We start from the raw sequence: 16262 nt of genomic DNA on the forward strand, positions 1-16262 counted from the left end.
GCCATGATCGATCACGACAACGCCTACACCGGACTGCTGGGTGGCGACGACCACGATCGGTGGGCGTTCGGCGGCGATTTCGACGACCCCCTCGCAGGCATCGACACCTCGGTACCAGAGGGTGTGGACCGTGCGACTCTGGCACGGTACTGCCTGATGCTGGCCGATGACGCCCTGGTCAGCGCCCAGCGGCTCACCCAGTGGTGCACGCGTGCGCCGGAACTCGAGGAAGAGGTCGCGCTCGCCAATATCGGCTTGGATCTGCTGGGGCAGGCACGCCTGCTCTACGCTCGCGCCGCCGCCGCGGATCCCGCTGTGGTACCGACGATTTCGGCGTCCTTGCCGGTGCCCGCCGAGGACGCGCTGGCCTTCTTCCGCGATGCCGCGGACTACCGCAACGCGCAGCTGTGCGAGGTCGCCAACGGCGACTTCGCACACACCGTCGTCCGGATGCTGATCTTCGTCACCTGGCGGACGCTGCTCTTCGACCGGCTGCGCGACTCGGCAGACCCTGTTCTCTCGGCGATCGCGCACAAGGGCCTCAAAGAGCTCACCTATCACCGCGACTATGCCGCGCGCTGGATTGTGGTGCTCGGCAACGGAACCGAGGAGTCCCGGCGCCGCACGGACCGCGGGCTCACCGAGCTGGCCCCCTACCTTGCCGAACTGTTCGCGGATACCGAGGACGAGCGGGCACTGACCGCTGCGGGCATCGCAGTCGAACCCTCGACGCTGCGGGCGGACTTCGACACGGTCATGGCGACGATTCTCAAATCCGTCGGCCAGGCATTGCCGGCCGCGAATTCGGAGCATCAGCGGCCCGTCGGCCACACCGGCGAGCATCTCGACGACCTTTCGGTACTGCTCGACGAGATGCAGAGCGTCGCTCGCGCCCATCCAGAGGGACGGTGGTGACCATGACCGCCGATCCCCTGGACACTGCGCGGGAGCTGGCGGCATCGGTCCCGGACCCCGAGATGCCGATGCTGACCCTGGCCGACCTCGGCGTGCTCCGAGATGTTCGACGGGAGTCCGACGGCACTGTTGTCGTGGCGATCACGCCGACCTACTCGGGTTGTCCGGCCATGGCCGAGATCCGTGCCGACATCGCCCGGACACTGCGCCGCAACGGCTATCCGCGGGTGCGGGTCGACACGGTCCTGGCCCCGGCCTGGACCACCGACTGGATCACCCAGTCCGGCCGCCACAAGCTGCGTGAGAGCGGCTATTCCCCGCCCGGCCGCGCGTCCCCGCACGGTCCGGTCGCACTCATGCTGGGGCCGCCGCCACGCAATGTGACCTGCCCCCGCTGCGATTCCACCGACACCCAGCGGATCTCCGAATTCGGGGCCACCGCATGCAAGGCCATGTACCGGTGCCGCACGTGCCACGAGCCGTTCGACCACTTCAAGGAGATCTGACCATGACGACCGCCACGGAACGCCCCGCGCCCGCACAACGGGCCACGGCCTTCCATACGTTGACCGTGTCGGCTGTGGAACGGCTCTGTGATGACGCTGCGGCCGTCACCTTCGCGGTCCCCGACGATCTGCGTGAGCGATTCGCCTTCCGGCCCGGACAGTTCCTCACCCTGCGACGGGTGGTCGACGGCGTGGAACATCGGCGTTCGTACTCGATCTGCTCGCCGATCGGACAGGCCCCGCGGGTCGGCGTGCGGGAAGTCTGCGCGGGCCTGTTCTCTCGCTGGCTCGTCCGCGACGTAGCCCCGGGGGACCGGGTGGAGGTACAGGAGCCGGCCGGTACCTTCACCGCCGACCCCGGGGTCACCGGACGGCACCTGCTCATCGGGGCAGGTTCGGGCATCACCCCGTTGCTGTCCATTGCCGCCTCGGTCCTGACCGACCCGGCCGCACATGTCACCTTGCTCTACGGCAACCGGCGGACGCGGTCGGTGATGTTCGCCGACGAGATCGCCGACCTCAAAGACCGCTACGGCGCACGGCTTTCGGTGATCCACGCTCTGTCGCGGGAACCACGCGATGTGGAACTGTTCTCCGGTCGGCTGGACGCGGAACGCATCCGGGGAATCCTCACCGAGCTGGTTCCACTCGACGCGATCGACCACGCCTGGCTCTGCGGACCGCTCGGCATGGTGACCGACGCTGCTGGTGTCCTGGAAGAACTGGGCCTGGACAAGTCGCACATCCATCGCGAGCTGTTCTACGTGGGCGACGCACCACCGCCGCCGGACCGTCATCCCGAATCGAGCTCGAGTGGTCCCACCAGCCGCGTCACCATCACCCTGAACGGGCGCTCCACCACTGCCGACCTTCCACGCGACCGCACCATCCTGGATGCCGCCGAACAGGTCAGGTCCGATCTGCCCTTCGCCTGCAAGGGCGGCGTCTGCGGCACCTGCCGCGCACTGGTCTGCGACGGCGCGGCCGATATGCGCCGCAACTACGCCCTGGAGGACGACGAGGTCGCCGCCGGCTTCGTGCTCACCTGCCAGACCTATTCGAACTCAGAGACTTTGACGGTCGATTTCGACCGCTGACCGCGTTCACAGAAGGATCCCGCCCATGAGCATCGCTGCTCCCGCACCCGACATCTCCGACGCCGGTATCGAGTTCGCCGACCGGGACCGCATCGCGGCCCTGCAGCTCGAGCGTATGCGCTGGTCACTGAACCACGCGTACACCAATGTGCCGCACTACCGCGCGGCCTTCGACGCGGTCGGCGTGCACCCGTCGGATCTGCGTGCGCTGTCAGATCTCGCGCGCTTCCCCTTCACCACCAAGACAGAGTTGCGTGCGAACTATCCGTTCGGAATGTTCGCGGTCCCCCGCGGCGAGGTGAGCCGTATCCATGCGTCCTCCGGAACCACCGGCAGGCCGACCGTTGTCGGCTACACCCGCCGCGATCTGGACAACTGGGCGAACTTGATCGCTCGAAGCTTGCATGCCGGTGGAGTGAACCCCGGCGATATCGTCCACATCGCTTACGGCTATGGCTTGTTCACCGGTGGACTGGGAGCGCACTACGGTGCCGAGCGACTCGGATGCACCGTGATTCCGATGTCGGGCGGAATGACCGAGCGGCAGATCCAGATCATCCAGGACTTCCGGCCGGACGCCATCATGGTCACGCCTTCCTACATGCTCACCATGGTCGACGCCATGGTCGAACGCGGTATCGACCCCTCGTCGACCTCGCTGCGCACCGGTGTGTTCGGCGCGGAACCGTGGACCGAGTCCATGCGCACCGAACTCGAGCGGAAGTTGAGCATCGAAGCCGTCGACATCTACGGCTTGTCGGAGGTCATGGGTCCCGGCGTGGCGATGGAGTGCGCCGAGAGCAAGGACGGCCTGCACATCTGGGAAGACCACTTCTATCCCGAGGTGATCGACCCCGAGAGCGGTGAAGTCCTACCGGACGGCGCGGAGGGCGAACTCGTCTTTACCTCGTTGACCAAGGAGGCCTTCCCGGTAATCCGTTACCGCACAAGGGATCTCACCAGGTTACTGCCCGGAACAGCCCGCAGTGTGCGCCGGATGCAGAAGATCACCGGGCGCAGCGATGACATGATCATCCTGCGCGGAGTGAACCTGTTCCCCTCGCAGATCGAAGAGCTCATCCTCGCGGTTCCGGCGCTGTCACCGCAATTTCAATGTGTGCTCGACAGGCCGGATCGGCTGGACCGTTTGACTGTTCGGGTCGAGTGCCGTGCCGACGCCGCCGCCGACGATCGAACAGCTGCGGCTGTGGCGTTGAAGCAGCAGATCAAGAATCGAATCGGTGTGAGCGTCGTTGTCGATGTCCTGACCCCTGACTCGATCGATCGGTCGGTCGGTAAAGCGCGGCGACTGGTGGACAATCGTCCGGAATGACCTCGAGGCCTCGACGACAGGAAAGGTTGCGAGGAATTCGTGGTTCCGATTCCCCCGACCGTTCCGAAGCGGCACATCCGGCATGTACCGGCCCCTTGTGTCACCGGCGAATCGGCGCCGTAGGTTCGACGCTCGCGACCGGGCCGGCTGCCCAACGCCGAGTACCGGGTATGCCGAAGGGCCGGTAGCCGATTCGATGGATGTGCACTTCAGTGCGGATGTGATGGATGCTGTTCCGCGAAATCGACTGCGGTCCATGCCATTGCGATAGCGCCATCGATAACGGCCCTGTCGGCTGCCGGGCCGACGCACGCGTCGGCGAACTCGGGCTGGTGGTTGACCGCGGGATGACAGTCCAGGCCGAGCATGGGGTGAATGGTGGGCACTACGTGCGAGACGTTGCCCATATCGGTCGCGGCCCCCGCCAATCCGTCCGGCAGATCTGGAAAGATGCGACCGAGCGCTTCCGCGTTGGCACGGTATCGAGCAAGCAGAGTGGTGTCCGGGCGCAGGTCCGCGTAGTTCGGTCCGTTGGGCGTGATCGACATGGTGCATCCGGTGGCCAGCGCCCCGGCCTCGAAGCAGCGTTTCACGCGCGCAGTGAGCGTGGCGAGTGCCTCCGCGGTATCGGAGCGGACGATCCAGCGCCCGGACGCGGTATCAGGGATGACGTTGACGGCGGTTCCGGCATCGGTGACGATGCCCTGAATCCGGTCGGCTCCCCGAGTTTGCTGCCGCAGTTGGCCTATCGCTACCTGCGCGATGAGCATCGCGTCGGCAGCGTTGACCCCCAGTTCGGGATAAGCCCCGGCATGGGCGGGTTTGCCTGTGTACGCAACTTCGAACTGGGACACCGCGGTGCCGGGCATCGCCGCCATCTCGACGGCGGCGGGGTGGACCATCATCGCCGCGTGCAGCCCGTCGAAGGCGCCGCGTTCGAGCATGAGGATCTTCCCGCCGCCGCCCTCCTCGGCAGGGGTGCCGAGGAGAGTGACGGTCAACCCCAACTCGTCGACGCCCTCGGCCAGACCGAGGGCGGCACCGACGCCGGCTGCGGCGATGATGTTGTGACCGCACGCGTGACCGATCTCGGGGAGGGCGTCGTACTCGGCGCAAATTCCGACGTGCACCGGACCCGATCCGATCGTGGCACGCACCGCCGTGGGCAGGCCATAGCAGCCGTGCTGCACCTCGAAGCCCCCGCCACGGAGTTCGTCGGCGATCCACTCACTTGCCCGGTGTTCTTCGAATCCCAATTCAGGGTTCGCATGGATACGGTGAGACAACCCCAGAAGCGTCCCTTCGTATCGTCGAATCCTCTGCTCGACAGCAGCTTTCGCATTGGTGTCCGAGACGGTCATGAGAGTGTCGACGCAGTCGCGGGAGCCGTGTGAATCGTTGCGGGACGGGTAGCGGCGTCATATGCCGCTCGGGCTCCGGTCGCCCCCATGCCGCTGTCGCCTGCGGGCTCATAGAGCCGCTCCGGGCCACCGCCCTGCCACTGGTTGATCCAGGTCACTCCGGCGGGGATGGTGGCGGCCGCGGCGGCGTGGTCGGCGTTGTGCGTGTAGACGGTGGCCCCGAGAGCGAAGCGTGACGAACTTGCCCGCTCGAGCGCCTCCTCGAACGAGGAGACGACAACGACCGGGGCGATCGGGCCGAATGTTTCCTCGGTCATCACGAGCATGGAATCGTCGACATCGGTGAGGACGGTGGCCGGGTAGAAGAATCCCTTCCGCTCCGGAATTTCGCCGCCGATGCGGACTCGGGCTCCGCGCCCGACGGCATCGGTCACGTGCCGGTGCACGATATCGCGCTGGCGTGCGTCGACCAACGGCCCCAGCACTGTTCCGGCGTCGTGGCCGTCACCGAGGGCATAGGTGGACGCGGCGTCGACCAGGGCATCGACGAACTCTTCGGCGATATCCCGGTGGACATAGATGCGTTCCATGGACGTGCAGATCTGCCCGGTGTTGACGAACGCGCCGAACGCGACCGCGGCGGCAGTGGCGACCGGATCGACATCGGCGTCGACGACGACCGGGTCCTTGCCGCCGAGTTCGAGGATCGACCGGCACAACCGCCCACCAGTGCCGGCACCGATGCGGCGGCCCGCCTCGACGGACCCTGTGAAGTGCACCAGCCGGATCTGATCGTGCTCGACCAGCGGCGCCCCCGCCCGGGCGTCACCGAGGACGAGGTTGACCACACCCGCGGGCAACGGCGACAACTCGAACAACCGGGCGGTGGACAGCGGTGATCGTTCGGACGGCTTGACCACGACGGTGTTGCCCGAGGCGAGCAGCGGCCCGAGCGCACCCAGCACCATCGGTACCGGGAAGTTCCACGGAGTGATCACGGCGGTGGCGCCCAGCGGGTGACGCAGGATCGTCGTCGCGCCGCCGTCCGCGCCGGGGAGAGTTTCGGCGAACGGATAGCTCAGGGCTTCTTCGGCCGCGGCCCGAAACCCCTGGACACTGCCGTCGATGAACGTTCTGCCGAGGGCGACCGGCTTGCCCATTTCCCGACATTCGAGCGCCGCGAGTTCCTCGGCATGCGCAGCGATCTCCGTGGCCCACCGGGTCAGGTATTCCACGCGTTGCGCGACCGGCAGCTCCGCCCACCCGGGCTGCGCCGCCACGGCCGCATCGACGGCGCGGTCGACATCGTCGGCCGATCCGCCGGGATAGCGCGCGATCACCTCTTCGGTGGCGGGGTTCACCAGATCGCGCACCGACGCGCTCTGGGAGTTCTCCCATTTTCCACCGATCGAGTTCTGCAAGGTCTTCATGTGAAAGGTGTTGCCTTCCTTGTGATTCGAGTTCAGCGGATACGGTCGGCCATGAGCTCGCCGACCATGATCGCGGTCAGATTGGTGTTGGCTCGCGGAACGGACGGGAAGATCGACGCGTCGACCACCCGCAAACCGTCGGTTCCGAGCACCCGGCACGAGGGGTCGACCACGGTGTCCGCGTTCCCGGTGGCACCCATCCGGCACGTACTGGTGGCGTGCTGAACATCGCTCACGGTCGCGAGCAAGTGGTCGTCGAGCTCGCTGTCACTGTCGAGCACCGCGAACAGGGCCTTGTTCTCGGCCTCGAGCGGCCCATGGGTGATGGCGGCGACCGCCGGGTCACGAGCGAGTTCGACCAGGTCGCGTATTCCGTCGCGCAAACGGGACAGGTCCCGCTCGTCGGAGAGCATCCGGGAGTGGATCTGTGGTTGATCCGCCGGATCGGTCGAGGTCAGCGTCAACGTGCCGCGGGAGTACACCTGATTCACCCAGACGCCGAACGCACCTGCCAGCGCGCGCATATCCGGGTTGGCCATGGCCACGACGTTCTGATTCTGCGATACGAACATCATGTCGCCGACGGGAGCGCCGGGCTTGCTGGTGTAGCGGACGCAGACGTTGGTGTGCCGGTCGTCCGGGCTCTGGATCCCCGCCTCGTCGATCAGCGGAATCGACACCACCGCCATCGGATGGTCCTGCAGACCGTACCCGACTGGAAGGTCTTGGCGCACAGCGATTCCCAGCGAACGCAGCTGGCCGGACGGACCGATTCCGGACCGCAGGAGGATTGCCGGGGAGTGGACCGCACCGGCGCTCAATATCACCTCGTCGGCGTGCTCGGTCACCACGGTGCCGTCGACGATGATTCGGACGCCGATCGCGCGGTCTCCGGCGAAAATCACCCGGTCGACGAGGGCGTCGCCACGGATCGTCAAGGTCGAGGAATCGCGGGCGGCCTCGAGGTAGGCGTCGTTGACCGACACTCGCCGGCCGGACCGCGAGTTGATCGGGTAGGGCGAGACTCCCATCGCATGGGGTGCGTTGACGTCCGCGGCCCAAGCATGACCGGCCGACAGGGCGGCCTTGCACAGTGCGGTATCGACAGACCCCCAGTTCTCTTGTGACATGCGGTAAATCGGAGTCGGGCCACCGCGACCGTGATAGGGCTCGGCGCCGAACTCCTCGTCGTCTTCGAGCTTGGCGAAGTACGGCAGGACGTCGTCGGGCCCCCAACCCGCGCAACCCCAGCCGACCCAATCGTCGAAATCCTCCATCGGGGGACGAATCGCGATCTGTCCATTGATCGACGAGCTGCCGCCGACCCCCCGGCCACGCCAGTAGGGCGCAGCCGCCTGCTTCTCGGTCCGCGCCGCGTCGAGCCCCGTCCACACCAGATTTTCGACCGCCGTCGGGTCGAGCAACGCCCTGATCGGGTTGGGTGAGCGCCACGCGGGGTGCATGTGCGCCGAGCGATAGTCCGGTCCCGCCTCGAGGAGCAGCACCCGCTTGCCTTTGTCCGCGGAACGGACCGCGAGCGCGCACCCTGCCGAACCCGCACCTACCACGATGATGTCCCAGGCTGTCTCGGTCACTGCAAACCTCCGTAATCAGTTGTGCGAATGAGGTCTCCGGGAAGCGCCGGGTTCCTGCCGAGTATGATTCCGAACACAGAGTGTTCAGTCAAGAGTGAATATTCAATTTATTCTGATCGAATTGGAGGTGGTGATGTCGACACCGGTCGGCGACAGCGACAAGGTTTCCCTCATCGAGGACTTCGGTGTGCGTATCGGCGGTGCGATGGGCTGGCCTCCCATGGCCGGCCGAGCCGCAGGCGTGCTGATGCTCAGCGATGCCCCGATGACCCTGACGCAACTTCAGCAAGCCCTCGATGCGAGCAAGGGCTCGGTGTCCGAGACGACCCGGTTGCTCATCACCGCCGGCACCGTCGAGCGATTCAAAGAGCCCGGCAGTCGCCAGTTCGTCTTCCGGTGGCGCGACGACGCCTGGATCGGATGCCTGCAGCACCAGCTCGAGCAGACCGCCGAATTGCTGGAGCTGGCGCAGACCGCCCGAACGCGCGGCAGCGCCCTTGCGCCTGGGCAGCGCGCCCGCTTCCATGCGATGCACGAGTACTACAGCTTCATGGTCAGCCGACTCGAGAGGCTGCTCGCCGAATACACGGCACAGGTCGATACGGGCCGGCGGTGACGATCGGCCGACTGCGATGACACGCGATGTGGACCTGGTCAGGGGGCGTCATCGGGGCGCTGTCGCCGCGCCGGCCTGAACAGAGGTTTCGATCCGACGACGCGCGAGAAGTCGCGCGGCCGTGTCGGTGGCGGTGCTCTCGGCGTCGCTGATTGTGAAGACCTCGGTAAGGGTGTCGCTGATGCGCCGGGTGTGCTCTACGACAGTTTCTTCGTTCCACCCGAGCACTTCGCGTCCTACCAGATGGAAGGCGCCGCCGGCGTTCGTGACGAAGTCGGGGGCATACAGGATGCCGCGCTTGCGGAGAATCGCTGCTGCCGTGTTGTCGGCGAGAATGTTGTTGGCAGCGCCGACGACCGCTGAGGCGGGAAGCCGTGCGGCAGTGGCGCTGTCGATGATCCCGCCCATCGCGCAGGGAGCGAAGATATCGCAGGCAGTGCCGAGGACCTCGTCCGCGCCGATGACGGTATGCCCCGAACCACGTGCCCAAGCCAGCCGGTCGGAATCGGTGTCTGCCACCAGAAGCCGGGCGCCGGCGGCGGATGCCAGTGTGGCGAGTCCGCCGCCGACTGCCCCGAGCCCCTGGATGAGCACGGTCAGTCCGTCGAGAGAGCCGAGCCCGCGATGACGCGCGGTCGCCTTCATGGCCTCGAATACACCGAGGGCGGTGTTGTAGGCGCTCGATCCCGCACCGCCACGTTCGAGGGAACGGCCGAACACATAGTCGGTGGTCTCGTTGAGAACGTCCATGTCGGCGGAATTGGTGTTGACGTCGGGGCCGGTCCAGTAGTTTCCGCGCAACTTGTCGATGTTCTCCGCGTGCAGGGTGAGGATCCGATTCCAGGTGGCCGGGTCGATGTCATTGCGTTGCGCCGGCAGTGCGATCACCGATTTCCCGCCGCCCATCGGCAGGTTGCTCACAGCCATTTTCAAGGTCATGGCGCTGGCCAGCTTGCCCGCGTCGGTGAGGGCGTCGGCGAACGACGGGTAGTGGGCCGCGCGGGTGCCGCCGGCGGCGGGGCCGAGCCGGGTCGAGTCGAGACGGATGACAAACGATGCACCGGTCTCCCGGTCATGCCGAGTGACGGTCAATTCCCCGTCCCAGTGCAGGGGGTCGTTCACAGTCATGGTGGTGCCTTTCGGAAGTGTTGTCGGCGTGGGCAATTCAGCGCATCCCGGGTCGGGAATAGTCGGCCATCGGTCAGCGGTGGGCGTGCAGTGGTGCGCCCGACAGTGACAACATCGCCTCACCCAGTACCTCGTTCTGGGTGGGGTGAGCGTGGATGAACGGCGCGATATCCGAGGGCAGGGCTTCCCAGGCGACGGCCAGCTGGGCCTCGCCGATCAGTTCGCTGACGCGGTCACCGACCATGTGCACACCCACCACCGGGCCCGTGTCGCCGACTCGCACCACCTTGATACCGCCGGCGGTCTTCAGGATCTGGCTCTTGCCGTTGCCCGCGAGGTCATGGACCACGGTGGTGACGTCGCGGTACCGGTCTCGGGCAGCTTCCTCGGTGAATCCGACGGACGCGACCTCGGGGTGCGAGTAGGTCACACGCGGAACAAGCTGTTCCGCAACAGGAACCGGGGCGAGTCCGGCGATTTCCTCGGCCACGAAGATGCCCTGCTGGAAACCTCGGTGCGCCAGCTGGAGCCCTGCCACGACATCCCCGACGGCGTACACCCCGTCGACGCTGGTGCACAGGCGTTCGTCGGTGACGATGAAGCCGCGGTCGAGGGAGAGGCCGTGTTCGGCGAATCCGCTGTCGGCTGTGCGGGGCCCGCGGCCGACAGCGACCAGCACGATGTCCGCCTGGATGCGGTCGCCATCCTCGAGTTCGACAAAGACACCTTCGGTGGTCTCCTTGGCCGACCGCACCTTCACACCCGCGCGGATGGTGATGCCGCGCTTGCGGAATACGCGCTCGAGCTGTTTCGAGCACCACGGATCTTCTGCGGCGACCAGGCGGGGGAGAGCCTCCACCACAGTGACCTCCGCACCATACGACGCCCAGACGCTGGCGAATTCGACACCGATCACGCCTCCGCCCAGAACGATGGCCGTCTTCGGGACGACATCGAGGTTCAGCGCGCCCTCGCTCGTGAGGATCCGTTTCCCGAGTTCGATGCCAGGGACTGTGCGGGCGTACGACCCGGTGGCCAGCACGACGGAGGTACCGGTGTAGCGGGTGCCGTCGACCGCGATCGCCTTGTCCCCGAGGTAGGTGCCGTGCCCTGTCACCAACCTGATCCGATGATGGGTGGCCAAGCCCTGCAGCCCTTTGTACAGGCGGGTGACGATGCCGTCCTTGTACTCGTGTACGGCGTCGAGATCGATGCCCTCGAACGTGGCCCGGATACCGAATGTCGACCCGGCGCGGGTGGTGTCGGCGACCTCGGCGGCGTGTAGCAGAGCCTTGGTGGGGATACAGCCGCGGTGCAAGCAGGTGCCGCCGATCTTGTCCGCCTCGATCAGGGTGACCGACAGCCCGAGTTGCGCGGCGCGGAAGGCGCAGGCGTAGCCGCCCGATCCTGCCCCCAGGATCAGGACGTCGCTGTGTGTGCCGGTCATCTACAGCCTCCCCAGCACGGCGATCGGGTTCTCGATGTAGTCACCGAACAGTCGGAGGAATCCGCCGGCGGTGCCACCGTCGCAGACCCGGTGGTCGAAGCTCAGCGAGATCTGGGCAATCTTGCGGACCGTCAGTTCTCCGTCGGCGGCCCAGGGCCGGTCGATGATGCGGCCGACGCCGAGGATCGCGGCCTCGGGATGGTTGATGATCGGCGTGGATCCGTCGACGCCGAAGACCCCATAGTTGTTGAGGGTGAAGGTGCCCCCGGCCAACCGGGCGGGAGAGAGCTTGCCGTCGCGCGCCAGCGCGGTGGTCTCCCGTAACTGTCGTGCGAGCTCGACGGTGGAGTGGGAATCGGCGTGCTCGATGACCGGGACGACCAGACCGCGCGGGGTTTGGGCGGCGATCCCGAGGTGCACGTGTCCGAACCGGACGATCTCGTTCTGCTCGTTGTCGACAGTGGAGTTGAGTTCCGGGTACTGCGTCAGCGCGGCGATCGTCAACCGGGCCATCAGGGCCATCAGGGTGATCTTCTCCCCGTCGGGCAGCGTCGCGTCGATCGCGCGACGGGCGGCGAGCAGAGCGGTGGTATCGACATCCACCCAAGTGGTGGCATCCGGAATCTCACGGCGACTGGTCGACAGCTTGTCGGCCACCGCCTTGCGGAGACCCTTGATCGGAATCCGCAGCTCGCGCAGATCCCCGGGCCCGCCGACGGTATCTGTACGCTCGGTCCCGGGTGAGGTCCGGGCTCGTTCGACATCGGCACGGTTGATGATTCCGCCGGGCCCGGTGCCCCGCAATGCTGTCAGGTCGACGTTGTGTTCTCGCGCCAGTTTGCGCACCACCGGCGATATCACCCGAGGTGCCGCCGCCGTGGACAGCATTCCGGGAGACGCAGGCGCGCTCGGTGCAGGCTCGTGGCCGGGCGCGGTGCGGTGCACGCGGCGCCGCCCCGTGCGGGTGTCCTCGCTGGTGCCGTAGCCGATGAGGACGTTGCCGGATCCGGCGCGTTCCTCCGTCCGGTACTGCTCGTGTGCGGAAGGCGTGGGAGCCTCGGCGGTGCCGGTGGCGGACTCGGCCCCGCTGACAGTGATCAGCGGGGTGCCGACTTTCAGCGTCGCGCCTTCGGTGCCGTGCAGGCAGATCACTGTGCCCTCGAACGGAATCGGCACCTCGACTGCGGCTTTGGCCGTTTCGACCTCGACGACCACCTGGTCGATGGTGACGGTGTCGCCGACCCCGACCTTCCATTCGGCGATGTCCGCCTCGGTGAGTCCCTCACCGAGATCGGGAAGCAGGAAGACCTGGTTGCTCATGCGGTCACCGCCCACCGGGTGTCGACGGACTCGTTCCACTGCAACCGGTCGACACTGTCGAGGACGCGGTCGACGCTCGGCAGGTGGACGCGTTCGAGCTTCGGCGCCGGGTAGGGGATGTCGAATCCGCTGACCCGCAACACCGGTGCGTGCAGGTGATGGAAGCACCGCTCCTGGACACGAGCGGCGATCTCGGCGCCGACTCCGGCGAAACCCTGCGCCTCCTGAATGACTATGCACCGACCGGTCTTTCGGACCGATGCCATGACCGTGTCGTCGTCGAAGGGCACGATCGAACGGAGGTCGATCACCTCGATGTCGTGCCCCTCCGCCATCGCGGCCTCCGCGGACTCGAGCGCGACGGTCACCGACGGTCCGTACGCGACGATGGTCGCGTCCCGGCCGGGACGCCGGACGGCGGCCTGTCCGATCGGCGCTCCGACCGCGAGATCGACGTCGGCGCGGGCGAAGTACAGGCGTTTGGGTTCCAGGAAGATCACCGGGTCCGGGTCGTCGATCGCCGCGCGCAGCAGGGTGTAGGCGTCCTCGACGGTGGACGGGGCCACGACCTTCAGCCCGGGGGTGTGGGCGTAGTAGCCCTCGCTGGAGTCGCAGTGGTGTTCGACCCCGCCGATGCCGCCCGCGAACGGGATTCGGATGACCATCGGCACCGACAGCGCACCCTTGGTGCGGTTCCGGATCTTCGCGACGTGGGAGACGATCTGCTCGAACGCCGGGTACGCGAACGCGTCGAACTGCATTTCGACGACCGGCTTGAACCCGGCCATCGCCATGCCGATGGCGAACCCGATGATGCCGGATTCGGCGAGTGGGGTGTCGAAGCAGCGGTCGTCGCCGAAGTCGCGGGTGAGTCCGTCGGTGACACGGAAGACGCCGCCGAGGGTGCCGACGTCCTCGCCGAAGACGACGACGTTCTCGTCGGCGGCGAGCGCGTCGCGCAGTGCGGCGTTCAGGGCTTGGGCCATGGTCAGCACGGGCATGGTGTCAGTTCTCCTCGGATTCGGCGGCCAGTTCGGATTCCACCTGCGCGTGCTGCTCCCGAAGTTGCGGGGTCTGCTCGGCGAAGACGTACCGGAAAAGGTCCATCGGGTCGGCGGCGCGGTCGACATTCATGCCGGCGCGCAGGGCCGATGCGGCTGCTTCGGCGTCCGCGGTGACGGCGGCTGCGGATGCGTCGTCGAGCAAACCCTCGCCCCGCAGGTACTTCTCCAGCCGGGCAAGAGGGTCGCGCCCGAGCCACTGCTCGACCTCGGCGGAATCGCGGTAGCGGGTGGCGTCGTCGGCATTGGTGTGGGCGTCGATCCGGTATGTATGGGCTTCGACGATGACCGGACCGTTGCCCGCACGGACGAACCGGACGGCTTCGTCCATCACGGCGAGCATGGCGACCGGGTCGTTGCCGTCGACCTGCTCGCTACCGACTCCATAGCCGACTCCCTTGTGCGCCAGCGTGGGCGCGGCGCTCTGCCGGGTCAGGGGAACGCTGATCGCGAATCCGTTGTTCTGCACCAGAAATACGACCGGGGCCTTGAACACGGCAGCGAAGTTGAGGGCCTCGTGGAAGTCACCCTCACTGGTCGCGCCGTCGCCGCAGAACGCGAGCGCGACGGTGTCGTGGCCCTTGCGGTGTTCGCCGTGAGCCACACCCGTCGCATGCAGCAACTGAGTCGCCAGCGGGGTGCATTGGGGTGCGCTGCGATGCCGGGCCGGGTCGTAACCGCAATGCCAGTCGCCGGCGAGCATGCTGAGGATCTCCACCGGGTCGATTCCACGCGCAGCCAGCGCCACCGAGTCGCGGTACGTCGGGAACATCCAGTCGGTGGGCTGCAGGCTCATCGCCGCCGCGATCTGGCATGCCTCCTGGCCCCGCGAGGAGGGGTACACCGCCAGCCTGCCCTGTTTGGTCAACGCCGTCGCCTGCTGATCGAAACGTCTGCCCAGCACCATGTTCCGGTGCATCTGCACCAGGCGTTCGTCGCTCGGCCTGGGATACCGTGCCTCGCTTCCGGTGAGCTCGCCGGCCGCGTCGAGGTACTGCACCGCGCGCTCGGCGGGCAGGAACTTCCGGTACTGCAGCGTGCCAAGGGGCTCCACCAACGTCACGTCCACCTCCAAGATGCAATGTGTTCGCCAATGCTCGCAATTGGCGGATAAAACAACAACGAATGAAAGAGATTGAAGACGAATGGTCTAATATCGCGGTCGACGTGACAAAACGTCTCACGACTGCGTCAGCGACCACGGCAGGAATGGACAGATGGCCACAGACACATCCGACGCCGCGAACTATGAACTCGACCTGATCGATCGAAGGCTCATCCACGAGCTCGTCGCCGACAGCCGCCTCTCGATGCGCGCGCTGGCGGATAAGGCGCACATCTCCCGCGCACACGCCTACGTCCGCATCGAACGGCTGCAGAAAGCCGGCATCATCGACAGCTACACCACCCGAATCGCGCACGAAAAGGCCGGACTGGGCTCCTCCGCCTTCATCGCCCTATCGATCAGGCAGGACTCCTGGCGCGGGATCGCCACCCAGCTCCGGACGCTGCCCTTCGTCGAGCACTATTCCTTGCTGGGCGGCGATTTCGATGTACTGGTACTCGTCCGGGCGCCGGACAACAACGCCCTGCGTCATGTCGTCCTCGAGCGGTTGCAGAGCCTCGAGGGTGTGCAATCGACCAGGACGTGGTTGATCTTCGAGGAGGCCAGCGGACCCGGGCCGAAATGGGTGTGACGATCCGGCCGTAGCGCTCACTCCGAGCGTTCGACCCCCTGTGGTGATTGCGCGTCTCATGAGCAACGGGGAATGACAGCGGTGAGATCTCCGCCGAATTCGTAGGCCGAATGATAGGCGAGCGCGTTTGCAGGACCTGCTGCTGCGGCGACGCGAGGGGAGTCCAGGGCCTCTGCGGGAGCGAAAACCGTCCCGTGTGCGTGCATGCTGGCCCAGGCCGGTACTCGGCTGAGCCCACGCATGCAACATGCCCTCTACCGGCGCATCGACATAAAGCCCTTCATTGCGCCTCGCCGTAGCAGTGTTGTTGGGCGGCGAGGTCGGCCACCGATAGGTTCACGTGATGAAAGCGCGCGAAATAGGAGTCGTTCATGACCGTGATGCAAGCAACGGACTGGCAACGATCGTCGCCAATGGAATGATACGCGATCGGCCTACCGACTCCGTCGTATCTGGCACCATCCACAGCTTGATCTACGGGTTGTCCGGATGCGCGTAGTCACCGTGGCTGGGCGGCGGTGCGTGTCCGAGGGCTGTGGTGGTGGCGGGGTTGAACTCGGTGACGGGTTCGACGAAGTCGGGGTAGGGCTCGTCGTCGGGGTTTTTCATGCCGACGCCGCGTGCTGGGTTTTCCAGGTAGCCGCATGTGCGGGTTGTGGCGGCGGTTGGCGCCGTCCAGTGCCACGTCTGGCTGTTGTTGGCGCGCATACCATTCCGGGATTTCGCAGATGACTTTGGCCGGTATGTGCTGCTGGC

The 16262-nt window shown here is 66.4% G+C and carries 15 protein-coding genes; 6 read left to right on the forward strand and 9 right to left on the reverse strand.

The genetic code is table 11. The features are described from left to right. Positions 1-3: 3 nt before the first annotated feature. Genes paaC through paaK form a run of 4 tightly spaced genes read left to right on the forward strand, consistent with a single transcriptional unit; the run spans position 4 to position 3851 of the window. Entirely contained in the window at positions 4-915 is a 912-nt protein-coding gene (gene paaC / locus NM2_RS09535; protein ID WP_067666757.1) for a 1,2-phenylacetyl-CoA epoxidase subunit PaaC, read from the forward strand. Positions 916-917: 2 nt separating this feature from the next. Next, positions 918-1421 carry a 1,2-phenylacetyl-CoA epoxidase subunit PaaD gene (gene paaD / locus NM2_RS09540; protein ID WP_067666759.1) on the forward strand — a complete coding sequence of 168 codons (504 nt, stop codon included), beginning with the start codon at positions 918-920 and terminating at the stop codon, positions 1419-1421. A gap of 2 nt (positions 1422-1423) precedes the next feature. Further along, entirely contained in the window at positions 1424-2518 is a 1095-nt protein-coding gene (gene paaE, locus NM2_RS09545; protein ID WP_067666761.1) for a 1,2-phenylacetyl-CoA epoxidase subunit PaaE, read from the forward strand. Between the two features lie 25 nt (positions 2519-2543). Then, positions 2544-3851 carry a phenylacetate--CoA ligase PaaK gene (gene paaK / locus NM2_RS09550; protein WP_067666763.1) on the forward strand — a complete coding sequence of 436 codons (1308 nt, stop codon included), beginning with the start codon at positions 2544-2546 and terminating at the stop codon, positions 3849-3851. A 209-nt stretch (positions 3852-4060) separates the two neighbouring features. Here the strand turns inward: paaK and NM2_RS09555 are convergent, their stop codons facing one another. The 3 genes from NM2_RS09555 to NM2_RS09565 are packed head-to-tail and all read right to left on the reverse strand — an operon-like array spanning position 4061 to position 8237. Further along, positions 4061-5212, reverse strand: a complete 1152-nt coding sequence (locus tag NM2_RS09555) for a M20 family metallopeptidase (RefSeq protein ID WP_067666765.1) — start codon at positions 5210-5212, stop codon at positions 4061-4063. Further along, complete coding sequence (locus NM2_RS09560) at positions 5209-6642, reverse strand: aldehyde dehydrogenase family protein (RefSeq protein ID WP_067666767.1); 1434 nt, start codon at positions 6640-6642, stop codon at positions 5209-5211. The genes NM2_RS09555 and NM2_RS09560 overlap by 4 nt, the downstream gene beginning before the upstream one ends. A gap of 32 nt (positions 6643-6674) precedes the next feature. Beyond that, entirely contained in the window at positions 6675-8237 is a 1563-nt protein-coding gene (locus NM2_RS09565) for a GMC family oxidoreductase (protein WP_067666769.1), read from the reverse strand. Between the two features lie 94 nt (positions 8238-8331). Between NM2_RS09565 and NM2_RS09570 the strand changes: the two genes are divergently transcribed. Then, positions 8332-8853, forward strand: a complete 522-nt coding sequence (locus NM2_RS09570) for a GbsR/MarR family transcriptional regulator (RefSeq protein ID WP_245717929.1) — start codon at positions 8332-8334, stop codon at positions 8851-8853. 48 nt (positions 8854-8901) lie between these two features. On the opposite strand, the gene NM2_RS09575 is transcribed toward NM2_RS09570, so the two are convergent. The 5 genes from NM2_RS09575 to pdhA all read right to left on the reverse strand — a co-directional run bounded on the left by NM2_RS09575 (position 8902) and on the right by pdhA (position 14872). Further along, positions 8902-9945: a Glu/Leu/Phe/Val dehydrogenase family protein gene (locus NM2_RS09575; RefSeq protein ID WP_245717930.1), complete on the reverse strand. Its 1044-nt coding sequence runs from the start codon at positions 9943-9945 to the stop codon at positions 8902-8904. A gap of 109 nt (positions 9946-10054) precedes the next feature. Then, a complete protein-coding gene (gene lpdA, locus NM2_RS09580) occupies positions 10055-11428 on the reverse strand; it encodes a dihydrolipoyl dehydrogenase (protein WP_067666773.1) in 1374 nt (457 codons plus the stop codon). Further along, on the reverse strand, positions 11429-12748 hold the full coding sequence (locus tag NM2_RS09585; RefSeq protein WP_067666897.1) for a dihydrolipoamide acetyltransferase family protein: 1320 nt from the start codon (positions 12746-12748) through the stop codon (positions 11429-11431). Beyond that, positions 12745-13749 (reverse strand): alpha-ketoacid dehydrogenase subunit beta, encoded by a 1005-nt coding sequence (locus NM2_RS09590; protein ID WP_067666775.1) that lies wholly within the window; start codon positions 13747-13749, stop codon positions 12745-12747. Before NM2_RS09590 ends, NM2_RS09585 begins: the two co-directional genes overlap by 4 nt. A gap of 4 nt (positions 13750-13753) precedes the next feature. Further along, complete coding sequence (gene pdhA / locus NM2_RS09595) at positions 13754-14872, reverse strand: pyruvate dehydrogenase (acetyl-transferring) E1 component subunit alpha (protein ID WP_067666899.1); 1119 nt, start codon at positions 14870-14872, stop codon at positions 13754-13756. Between the two features lie 154 nt (positions 14873-15026). Here pdhA and NM2_RS09600 point away from each other — a divergent pair, with 154 nt between their 5' ends. Next, positions 15027-15506 carry an Lrp/AsnC family transcriptional regulator gene (locus NM2_RS09600; RefSeq protein ID WP_067666778.1) on the forward strand — a complete coding sequence of 160 codons (480 nt, stop codon included), beginning with the start codon at positions 15027-15029 and terminating at the stop codon, positions 15504-15506. A 474-nt stretch (positions 15507-15980) separates the two neighbouring features. On the opposite strand, the gene NM2_RS52545 is transcribed toward NM2_RS09600, so the two are convergent. Beyond that, positions 15981-16115, reverse strand: coding sequence for a hypothetical protein (locus tag NM2_RS52545; protein ID WP_281182424.1), 135 nt, complete (start codon positions 16113-16115; stop codon positions 15981-15983). Between the last annotated feature and the right edge of the window lie 147 nt (positions 16116-16262).

The sequence above is a fragment of the Nocardia miyunensis NBRC 108239 genome (genome assembly GCF_001613065.1).
Lineage (GTDB): Bacteria > Actinomycetota > Actinomycetes > Mycobacteriales > Mycobacteriaceae > Nocardia > Nocardia miyunensis.

Coding starts and splice junctions, on each gene's coding strand:
- paaK (WP_067666763.1), top strand. CDS start 2,544: ATGAGCATCGCTGCTCCCGCACCCGACATCTCCGACGCCGGTATCGAG.
- lpdA (WP_067666773.1), bottom strand. CDS start 11,428: ATGACCGGCACACACAGCGACGTCCTGATCCTGGGGGCAGGATCGGGC.
- NM2_RS09600 (WP_067666778.1), top strand. CDS start 15,027: ATGGCCACAGACACATCCGACGCCGCGAACTATGAACTCGACCTGATC.
- paaE (WP_067666761.1), top strand. CDS start 1,424: ATGACGACCGCCACGGAACGCCCCGCGCCCGCACAACGGGCCACGGCC.
- NM2_RS09590 (WP_067666775.1), bottom strand. CDS start 13,749: ATGCCCGTGCTGACCATGGCCCAAGCCCTGAACGCCGCACTGCGCGAC.
- NM2_RS09555 (WP_067666765.1), bottom strand. CDS start 5,212: ATGACCGTCTCGGACACCAATGCGAAAGCTGCTGTCGAGCAGAGGATT.
- NM2_RS09560 (WP_067666767.1), bottom strand. CDS start 6,642: ATGAAGACCTTGCAGAACTCGATCGGTGGAAAATGGGAGAACTCCCAG.
- paaD (WP_067666759.1), top strand. CDS start 918: ATGACCGCCGATCCCCTGGACACTGCGCGGGAGCTGGCGGCATCGGTC.
- NM2_RS52545 (WP_281182424.1), bottom strand. CDS start 16,115: ATGAAAAACCCCGACGACGAGCCCTACCCCGACTTCGTCGAACCCGTC.
- NM2_RS09585 (WP_067666897.1), bottom strand. CDS start 12,748: ATGAGCAACCAGGTCTTCCTGCTTCCCGATCTCGGTGAGGGACTCACC.
- paaC (WP_067666757.1), top strand. CDS start 4: ATGATCGATCACGACAACGCCTACACCGGACTGCTGGGTGGCGACGAC.